Source organism: Streptomyces sp. NPDC033216 (assembly GCF_055577115.1).
Map to the genome: position 1 here is coordinate 175,313 of NZ_JBVIQK010000015.1, position 6,000 is coordinate 181,312.

Sequence of the window (6,000 nt, forward strand, 5' to 3'; positions counted from 1 at the left end):
CGACGCCTCTCAGCCCGGCGTGACGCCTGTATCCCGTTTCCGCGGCAAGTACTCCCCCCGCTTGGCGTTTCCGCCGTCCCTGCGGTGAAGACCCGCCGCCGCCCGGTGTCGTCCGGGTGGCCTCACCGGCCGCCCGGACCTCGACGACCGTCACCGGCAGGACGACCGCGCCGCCCACGCCGACGGTCGGGGCGCTACGGCGGAACCAGCGGAAGTCGTCGCACGCCGGATTTACGAGCGGGTGCTCCTATCATGAGGGAAGATGCTCTGGAGGAACCCATGACCCCTACGCCGACCAACCGCGGTGACGCGTGCAACAACCTGGCTCTGCGCAAAGCCGCCCGCTATCTCGGCGCGACCTACGACAAGGCCCTCGCCCCCGTCGGCCTGCGGTCGACCCAGTTCAGCATTCTTCAGAAGCTGCACTCCCAGGGCGAAGAAGTGACGATCACGCATCTTGCGGACATGATCGCCATGGATCGTACGACGATGGCATCGAACCTGAAGCCACTCGCACGGGAAGGGCTGGTCACGGTCGAGACCTCGGTGACCGACCGTCGGGCGCGGATCGCCACCATCACCCCGGAGGGCGTCTCCCGACTGAAGGAGGCGCTGCCCCTGTGGAAAGAGGTGCAGGCACGGTTCGAGGAGAGCTTCGGCGCCGCTGAGGCGGCCCAGCTGCGTGCGTCCCTCGACGCCGTCCTCCACACCGGATTCGAACCCTGGGCCGAGTAGGCGCCTGGCCCGTGAACGCCGCGGCCGCCGGCCACGGGGCGGCTCAAGGTAGCGGGCCATGACGCGGCCGCGCATCGTTCCGGGAGCTGTGCACCCTCTGCCCCGATCGTGAGGTGACGCGACCGCTCCTCTGCGTCGCGCCGGCCAGGGTCTGGTCGCTGCCCGTCTCGCCGTCGACGACCCTGGCCCGTGTTGCGGGAGCGGGGAGGCGGGCGGTCGTGGCCCGTCCGGGCGCCTGTCGGCGTTCCCCGGCCCCGCCGACCGCCACGGCGGGACCGGAGAACGCCGCGGCACCGGCACCCCGCCCCGATGAGCACGCGGGGCGGAAGCGGAGAGCCCGCACCGACATCACGGACTCCTTCACGGCATGGCCCCGCCGCAGCGCACGACGACCGGCCCCTCGACGACCTCGCCGACGGCCTCGTGCTCCCCACGCGCGCACTGCGTGTGACGGTGAACGCGCACGGACGCAGTACTCCCCCGCCCCTTCACCCCTCAGCGGGACGTGACGGCAGAACGACAGCAGGGAAGCGCTCGGCGGAAGGGACCCGGTGTGACGTGGAGGCTGCCGAGGGCGGTGCGGGCCACTCCCGTGCCCCCGTCCGATCTGCGGCCGGACGGTCCGGGTGAGCCGAAACGGGACGGGCCCCGTCGACGCCGGCCGGTGGTGCCGCGCCCGAGGCGCGGCAGCGAGATGGGGCCGGCGTCCCGGTGGTGGGCGGGGCCGCGCAGCTGCCGACGTACCCGCGGTCCCGGTCCGTGTCCACCGCATGCACCACGGACTCCTGCCCCGGACCGGGCTCCGGCGACGCCCGGCGCACTCGGGGCTCTATCCCGGGTTGCCGGGTTGCTCCACCGGTCCGCGCCCGCCACCAGCGGGTCCCTCAGGAGTGCTGCTGCATGAAGGGGGTAGCGGCGGCGCGAGCCCGCTCCCACATGCCGGGCAGCTGCTCCTCAGGACGCTGCTGTTCACCGTGCAGGGCGTTGAGCACCACCAGGCATCCGGTCAGGGCCGGCACCGCCCACTGCGCGGAGGCCAGCTGCCGCTGGGCCTTGTCGAGATCGATGGGGTGCTGGGCGGCCTTTTCGGCGTCCTGCGGGTCGGAGGAGGAAGCCAGCTCGACCTTCTTGCCCAGGACACGCGCGTAGGCGGTAACCGCCAGGGCTGCGGCGGTGACGACGGTCTTGGCCACGGTGGAGGCCCCCACACCCTTCTGGGCGGCGACCCGGTGAGCGTTCACCGCGAGCAGTCCGCCGCCGCCGAACAGGTGCGCGCCGATGGCCACGGCGTTGACCGGCGTCCACTTCGCCCACCCCGACGAGGCGATCCGTGCCCCGGCCCGGGCCGTGTCGCTTTCCTCCTTCGCTGCCCCGTTGAGACCGACTGCGCCCATGAGTGAGCCGCCGAACCAGGCTGCCAGACCCACATCGTGCATGCTGCGGATGAGGGTGTTGCGATCGGACATGACAGTGCTCCTTGGAACAGGGGACAGGTGCCGACCGGAACGTCGACACCACCCCACCCTCGCCGGAGCCTGGCCCCGCCGCCATCACGATTGACCCGGATGGATGGCGGGGACCGCGGAGGGGGACGCCGCGGCAGGCCTGATCTGTCCCGGCGACGTCAAGTCCAGTCGTGCGGCGGGTTCGTCCGCCAGCAACGAGGCAGGAACGGCCACCCGGCAAGACGAATCGCCGTGGTCCTGCCTTCCTCCTGGCCCTTCTGGGGCTCTTGTGCGTTTCGCCAGATCGTGAGGTCGACAGGGATGTACGTGCTCGGGTCGTCGGTGCCGGACCTGCCGCGACAGGTCGCCAACACGATGTGGCCCGCGTCGCTGAGGACGCAGATCTGTGATCCGTCACTGAGCTGGTCGAGGCTGATCCGAGCAGGGCTTCTTCGCAACCGAGGTGACTCCGCGTCGACACCTCGGAGCCGGGGTCCCCTGCGCCGCCCGCCCGCCCGGCCGAGTCGAGCGACGGTCCGTTCGCGGCAGGCCGCCGGACCGGGTACGCGCGCAAGGGCCGGCGCACGCCGAGGCCGGCGGCGCTCGTGCGGGCTCCCCGCACCGCCGCGGCGGCCGTCGGACGCGGGGGCAGGGAGAGCCAGCGCCTGCGGTACGGCGGTCAGGCCGTCCCGCGCGCCGGAGTGCCGGCGTTGTGACGGTTCACGTTGACCGTCAGGCGGCGCGCGAGGTCCTGGAGGGTGACGATCTCGTCGAGCGTCAGCCCCACCGCGTCCCCGATGGCGGGCGGGACGCGGGAGAGGTGCCTGTGCACCGCGAGGCCCTCCGTGGTGAGCGCGACGTGAACCACCCGCTCATCGTCCGCCTGGCGCTGCCGCTTGAGCAGGCCGTTCGCCTCAAGGCGCTTGATCAGCGGGGTGACGGTCCCGTAGTCCAGTTGCAGGAGGGCCACCAATTCCTTGACGGTCAACGTGCGGTGCTCTCCGAGGACGACCAGCACCAAGTACTGCGGATAGGTGAGGCCGAGCGGCTCGAGCAGGGGCCGGTAGGCACTGGTGATCGCACGCGAGGCCGCGTACAGCGTGAAGCACAGGTGATCGTCCAGAAGCGGAACGGGGTCGCGCGGCTCGGTCGCGCTGCTGTGGTCACTCATCGTCGGCTCCTCGCTCCCCAGGTCGCCATGCCGCCTGGTGTGACTGTGGCAATTCGGACATTGCTCCACCGTTTCAGAAACACTATACACTCGCCTCCTTTTATCTGGTGCGCAAGAGACTTGCGCACCAGATAAAAGGAGGCTAGGTTTCTCGTCATCCCCACCGGGCGGAAGACATCGCCCAGTGGCTGTCCCAGCCCCGCCCCTCGCCGCAAGGAGACCTGCCATGAACGTCTCGACCGCCTTCCGCCCCACTCGCAAGCGCGTCGCCATCGCCGGGGCCCTGGCCGGAGTGGCTGCCCTCTCCCTCGCCGCCGTGGCCCCGGCGGACGCCACGGCCGGCCACGACCCGGCGGACAAGCCCACGGTGGTTTTGGTGCACGGCGCCTTCGCCGACTCCTCCAGCTGGAACGGCGTGATCGAGCGCCTGCGCCACGACGGCTATCCGGTGGTCGCCCCGGCCAACCCGCTGCGCGGCCTGACCAGCGACGCGGACTACCTCAAAAGCTTCCTCAAGAGCGTCGAGGGACCCGTCGTGCTCGCGGGCCACTCCTACGGCGGCGCCGTGATCAGCGAAGCCGCTACGGGCAACCCGAACGTCAGGGCACTGGTCTACATCGCCGCCTTCGCCCCCGAGAAGGGCGAGACCGCACTGGGGCTGTCCAGCAAGTTCCCCGGCAGCACGCTCGGATCGGTCCTGAACCCCGTGCCCTTCCCGCTGCCCGCAGGCGGCACCGGGACCGACCTCTACATCAAGACCGACAAGTTCCACCACCAGTTCGCCGCCGACGTCCCCACGCGAGTCAGTGACCTGATGGCCGCCACGCAGCGCCCCGTGGCCGCTTCCGCCCTGGAGGAGAAGGCAACGCAGGCCGCCTGGAAGACCATCCCCTCCTGGAACCTCGTCACCACCCAGGACCTCAACATCCCGGCCGCCGCCCAGCGCTTCATGGCCCAGCGCGCCCACTCCCACACCACGGAGATCAAGGCCTCCCACGCCGTCTCGGTCTCCCGGCCGGGCGCGGTGACGCGCCTGATCGAGCAGGCCGCGCGCTCCACCGCCGGCCACTGACCCCGGCTGTCCAGGCCGACCGTCGGCTTCCGTCCGGCGCACCCCGCGCCCCTGCGGACGGAACGAGCCCACCGGAGGTTTCCTCCGGTGGGCAGCGATCACCCCCGCGGGTCGCGATCAGGATGTGCGAGCGGCCCGGCTGTCGACGGAGACGATCCGGCGGTCGGACAGGAGGGGTTCGCGAGCGGAGCGGGCGGACGCACGCCCGGACCCCGGCCTGCGCGCCTCGTCGGGGCCCCTCCACGAGCGCGGCGACGTGATCCGTCCCGGTGTCCGCACGCACCGCAAACAGGCCTCACTCGTTTCCGGCCTTCTCGCCCGCTCCGACAACCGACCGGCCGTCCATCGAGCCTGTCGCCGCCGCCTCTCCGCCGGAGTCCGCCGCTCCCCTCCACCGGCCGGACCGTGACAGACCCTGGACGGACCGGCCGGGAAACGGTCGCCCACCGTGGACGGCCCGCTGGGCTGCCCACGGTGGGCGGGGGTCGTGCGGGCGAAGACCGGCCCGTCGGCAACCTCATCGGAACACTACGCGGCGGGGCGATCCGCCCACGCCTGCTCCAGGGCCCGGGTGAACGCCTCGGGCGACTGGACACCGCTCACGCCGTAGCGTCGCTCCAGTACGAAGAACGGCACACCGCTCGCGCCCAGCTCGGCCGCGAGTCGCTCGTCGGACCGCACTTCCTCGGCGAAGGCGTCCGGATTCCCGAGCACCTCCCGCACCTCGGCCTCCTCCAGACCAGCCGCTACGGCGAGACGGACCAGGGTCTCCTCGTCGTAGATCGAGGACTCGTCCGCGAAGTTGACATGGAAAGCCTGGTCCAGCAGTTCGCTCTGACGGCCGCGGGTCTTGGCGAAGTGGGCGAGACGGTGCACGTCGAAGGTGTTTCCGAAGACGCGTCCGCCGACGCGGAACTCCAGTCCCACGGCATTCGCCATGGCCTTGGCCTGTTCCTCCCTGGCGACCTGCTGTTCACGGGTGCGTCCGTACTGCGCCGCGACCGCGTCGATGATCGGGACCGTACCGTTCTCGGCCTGGGGGTTCAGCTCGAAGGAACGGTGCACCACCTCCACCTGATCACGGTGCGCGAAGGCGGCAAGTCCCTCGGCGAAGTGCGCTCTGCCGACGTAGCACCACGGGCAGGCGACGTCCGTCCACATCTCGACTCGCATCATCTTGAAATCTCCATTCGCGATACCGGCGGACTCGCCCCGAACGTCGGAGCTGCCGACCCCGTCGATCCCAGTGTCAACTGGCACCTCCTGAAGAATAGACGACCGACCGTCTTTTACCAAAGCGGCAGTTCAGAGGCCATGCGCGGCGAATCCGCTTGATGGAGGATGATCATCCGAGGCGGGACGCGAATCCGTGGGACCGATGACGTCGAGGGGGGCAGATGCCGAGGGACGTCCCGCGCTCGGTCCGACCGGATCGCACCGAGCGGGGTCGGGGGGGGGGGGGGGGGGGGGGGGGGGAGAAAGGCACCCACCCCCCCCCCCCCCCCCCCCCCCCCCCCCCCCCCCCCCCTTTTCCCCCCCGCCTCTCCCCGTCCCTTCCAAAAGAAGGAAAAAGGTTC

Annotated in this window: 5 protein-coding genes; 2 read left to right on the forward strand and 3 right to left on the reverse strand. The window is 71.0% G+C overall.

Going from position 1 to position 6,000, the window contains the following annotated elements; all coding sequences use genetic code 11:
* The first annotated feature begins 279 nt into the window (after positions 1–279).
* Entirely contained in the window at positions 280–735 is a 456-nt protein-coding gene (locus tag ACZ5Y0_RS25520; RefSeq protein ID WP_469130996.1) for a MarR family winged helix-turn-helix transcriptional regulator, read from the forward strand.
* An 884-nt stretch (positions 736–1,619) separates the two neighbouring features.
* Here ACZ5Y0_RS25520 and ACZ5Y0_RS25525 read toward each other — a convergent pair.
* Both ACZ5Y0_RS25525 and ACZ5Y0_RS25530 read right to left on the reverse strand, forming a co-directional pair.
* Positions 1,620–2,201, reverse strand: a complete 582-nt coding sequence (locus ACZ5Y0_RS25525; RefSeq protein WP_469130997.1) for a hypothetical protein — start codon at positions 2,199–2,201, stop codon at positions 1,620–1,622.
* Positions 2,202–2,859: 658 nt separating this feature from the next.
* Positions 2,860–3,351 (reverse strand): MarR family winged helix-turn-helix transcriptional regulator, encoded by a 492-nt coding sequence (locus ACZ5Y0_RS25530; RefSeq protein WP_469130998.1) that lies wholly within the window; start codon positions 3,349–3,351, stop codon positions 2,860–2,862.
* A gap of 226 nt (positions 3,352–3,577) precedes the next feature.
* Between ACZ5Y0_RS25530 and ACZ5Y0_RS25535 the strand changes: the two genes are divergently transcribed.
* A complete protein-coding gene (locus tag ACZ5Y0_RS25535) occupies positions 3,578–4,423 on the forward strand; it encodes an alpha/beta fold hydrolase (RefSeq protein ID WP_469130999.1) in 846 nt (281 codons plus the stop codon).
* A 528-nt stretch (positions 4,424–4,951) separates the two neighbouring features.
* Here ACZ5Y0_RS25535 and ACZ5Y0_RS25540 read toward each other — a convergent pair.
* Positions 4,952–5,596: a DsbA family oxidoreductase gene (locus ACZ5Y0_RS25540; protein WP_469131009.1), complete on the reverse strand. Its 645-nt coding sequence runs from the start codon at positions 5,594–5,596 to the stop codon at positions 4,952–4,954.
* Between the last annotated feature and the right edge of the window lie 404 nt (positions 5,597–6,000).

What these genes read in the sequence shown, in the direction of transcription:
- ACZ5Y0_RS25520 (WP_469130996.1), top strand. Translation starts at nt 280, where the DNA reads ATGACCCCTACGCCGACCAACCGCGGTGACGCGTGCAACAACCTGGCT.
- ACZ5Y0_RS25525 (WP_469130997.1), bottom strand. Translation starts at nt 2,201, where the DNA reads ATGTCCGATCGCAACACCCTCATCCGCAGCATGCACGATGTGGGTCTG.
- ACZ5Y0_RS25530 (WP_469130998.1), bottom strand. Translation starts at nt 3,351, where the DNA reads ATGAGTGACCACAGCAGCGCGACCGAGCCGCGCGACCCCGTTCCGCTT.
- ACZ5Y0_RS25535 (WP_469130999.1), top strand. Translation starts at nt 3,578, where the DNA reads ATGAACGTCTCGACCGCCTTCCGCCCCACTCGCAAGCGCGTCGCCATC.
- ACZ5Y0_RS25540 (WP_469131009.1), bottom strand. Translation starts at nt 5,596, where the DNA reads ATGCGAGTCGAGATGTGGACGGACGTCGCCTGCCCGTGGTGCTACGTC.